Here is a 3,137-nt window from a genome sequence, read left to right on the forward strand (position 1 = left end):
ATAAAGCACCGGACCCCGCGCGCCCGGGCCCAGGCCGGAGGCCGGAAACCACCGGAGCCCAGCTGAGACGGCCGCCAGGACCACCGGCCCGCCTCCGTGCGCACCAAGAAAAACCATCACGAAGCACCGGCACCGGCCACCACCCGAATGGGACAAGGCCGAACCTCCGCCGAGCAAGGACCCGGCCATGTCCGGATGTGGTTCCGGGTGGTTGTTCTTTGGCGTGTGAGCTGTCCGAAACGAGGTCGAAACATCATCCCGGCGGGTTTCACAGATGTGAAACATGCGCGGTCGTGCCCCGAAACGGCGGGAGAAGACGCTGTGGCGCACGGAAGGGAAAACCTTGGCGGAACCGGTCGGAACGCGTGAGCGGACCGGGGCCCGCGGGGCGAGGCGGACCCCGTCCGTCAGGTACGTCAGTGCGCGGCCGGTCGACGAAGCCCTGGAAGCGCCCACTGCGACTGCACAACCGGCCACACGCCAATCGGAAGGAGGGTCGCATCAGATGAAGATCGATGGCGGCTCCACTGCCTGGATGCTCATGAGCACCGCGCTCGTACTGCTCATGACGCCGGGCCTCGCGTTCTTCTACGGGGGCATGACCAGGGCCAAGAGCGTCCTCAACATGATGATGATGTCGTGGGTGAGCATCATCGTGGTGACGGTCGCCTGGGTCCTCTACGGACACTCGCTGGCCTTCGACACGGCCGGCGACGGCGGCTTCCTCAACAAGCTCGTCGGCGGCCTCGACAATCTCGGCCTGAGCGGGCTCGTCGACACCGCGACCAAGGACGACGGCACGGGCATGCCCAGCCTCGTCTTCTCCGCCTTCCAGATGACCTTCGCGATCATCACCGTCGCACTGATCAGCGGCGCGCTCGCCGACCGGGTCAAGTTCGGCGCCTGGGTGGTCTTCGCGCTCGTCTGGGCGACCGTCGTCTACTTCCCCGTGGCCCACTGGGTCTGGGGCGGCGGCTGGCTGAGCAACCTCGGCATCGAGGACTTCGCCGGCGGCACGGTCGTGCACATCAACGCCGGAGCCGCGGCCCTGGCGGTCGCGCTGGTCGTCGGCAAGCGCGTCGGGTGGCGCAAGGACCCGATGCGGCCGCACAACCTCACGCTCGTCCTGCTCGGTGCGGGCCTGCTCTGGTTCGGCTGGTTCGGCTTCAACGCGGGCTCCGAGCTCGCCGTGGACGGCACCACCGGCCTGGCGTTCATGAACACCCAGATCGCCACCGCGGTGGCGGCCGGCGCCTGGCTGCTGGTGGAGAAGCTCCGCGACGGCCACTCCACCACCCTCGGCGTCGCCTCCGGCGCGGTGGCCGGCCTGGTCGCGATCACCCCGGCCTGCGGCTTCGTCGACCCCTGGGCCGCGTTCGTCATCGGCGCGCTCGCCGGCGTGGCCTGCGCCTACGGCGTCGGCCTGAAGTACAGGCTCGGCTACGACGACTCGCTCGACGTGGTCGGCGTGCACATGGTCGGCGGTGTCGTCGGCGCGGTGGCGCTGGGCTTCGTCGCCGCCTACCCGTTCGCCGACGGCCAGGAGAAGGGCCTGCTCTACGGCGGACCGATCTCCCAGCTCGGGGTGCAGGTGCTCGGCCCGGTCGCGGTCGGCGCCTACTCCTTCATCGTCTCGTGGATCATCGCCAAGGTGGTCGACAAGACGATGGGCTTCCGGATCTCGCAGGAGGACGAGGTCGCGGGCATCGACATCACCACCCACGCCGAGACCGGTTACGACCTCGGCACCGTCCACTCCTCCGGAGTGGCGTCCCCCAACGGCCCGGCCGTGGTTCCGGCCGCCAAGAAGGTGGAAGCATGAGACTCATCACCGCGGTCATCAAGCCCTTCAAGCTCGACGACGTGAAGGCGGCCCTGGAGCAGTTCGGCGTCAAGGGCATGACGGTCAGCGAGGCCAGCGGCTACGGCCGCCAGCGCGGGCACACCGAGGTCTACCGGGGCGCCGAGTACCAGGTGGACCTGGTGCCCAAGGTCCGGCTGGAGGTGCTCGCCGAGGAGGAGGACGCCGAGGACGTGATCGACGTCATCGTCAAGGCGGCGCAGACCGGCAAGATCGGTGACGGCAAGGTCTGGTCCGTCCCGGTGGACACCGTCGTCCGGGTCCGTACCGGCGAGCGCGGCCCTGAGGCGCTCTGACCGGTGAGAGGCGAGACTCGCTCGTACGCCGCGGCCCGCAGGGAGCGGGCCGCGGACGTCGACCGCTGGCTGACGGACCTGCTCCGCACCGCCTGCGGCACGCCGTACGGGCGTCCCGGGAAGGGGCCGGACCTCCGGGACGGCAGGAACGGCGACGAGCGCGGCGCCCGCAGCGTCTTCGGCGGGGTCGCGCTCGTCGCGGTCGGGAGCCTGGGCCGCTCGGAGCTGGCCCCGGGCAGTGACCTGGACCTGGTCCTGCTGCACGACGGACGCGAGGACATCGGCCGCGTCGCCGACCGCGTCTGGTATCCGGTCTGGGACTCCGGGGTCCGCCTCGACCACTCGGTCCGGACCGTGGAGGAGGCGGCGAAGGTCGCCCGGGAGGACCTCAAGGCGGTGCTCGGGCTGATCCAGGCCCGGCACGTGGCCGGGGACCCCGAGCTGACGCGCGCGGCGCGCGAGACCGTGCTCGCCGAGTGGCGGGCCGACTCCCGGCGGCGGCTGGGCGAGCTGCGCGAGGCCGCGGACCGGCGGGCGGAGACCAGCGGGGAACTCGCCTTCCTGCTCGAACCCGACCTGCGCGACGCGCACGGCGGGCTCCGCGACGTCCAGGCGATGCAGGCCGTGGCCGCCGCCTGGGTCGCCTCGGCCCCGGGCCCCCGGGTCCGCGAGGCCTACGAGCTCCTGCTGGACGTCCGGCACGGCCTGCACCTGGTGACGGCGCGCGGCGCCGACCGGCTCGTCCTGCAGGAGCAGGACGCGGTCGCCGGGATCCTGGGCCTGCTCGACGCCGAGGCGCTCATGCGCAGGCTCGCCGAGGCGGGCCGGACGATCGCGCACGCCTTCGACGGCACCTGGCGCACCGTGGACCGGCTGCTGTCGGGGCCGCGCCGCGGGGCCGCCGGCCGCTCGCCGACGGTGTCGTCGAGCACGGCGGGGAGGTCGTGCTCGCCCGCGGGGCAGATCCGCGCAAGGACCCG

General features: G+C 71.8%; 3 protein-coding genes. All 3 read left to right on the forward strand.

All coding sequences use genetic code 11. From position 1 onward, the window contains the following. The first annotated feature begins 505 nt into the window (after window positions 1-505). Entirely contained in the window at window positions 506-1,822 is a 1,317-nt protein-coding gene (locus ACWJ6R_RS33260; protein WP_449066022.1) for an ammonium transporter, read from the forward strand. Then, on the forward strand, window positions 1,819-2,157 hold the full coding sequence (locus ACWJ6R_RS33265) for a P-II family nitrogen regulator (protein ID WP_068895019.1): 339 nt from the start codon (window positions 1,819-1,821) through the stop codon (window positions 2,155-2,157). Before ACWJ6R_RS33260 ends, ACWJ6R_RS33265 begins: the two co-directional genes overlap by 4 nt. Window positions 2,158-2,160: 3 nt before the next feature. Next, window positions 2,161-3,137, forward strand: a 977-nt coding sequence (locus tag ACWJ6R_RS33270; RefSeq protein WP_449066023.1) for a [protein-PII] uridylyltransferase family protein, incomplete at its 3' end; no start/stop codon positions are given.

Source organism: Planomonospora algeriensis (assembly GCF_977012225.1).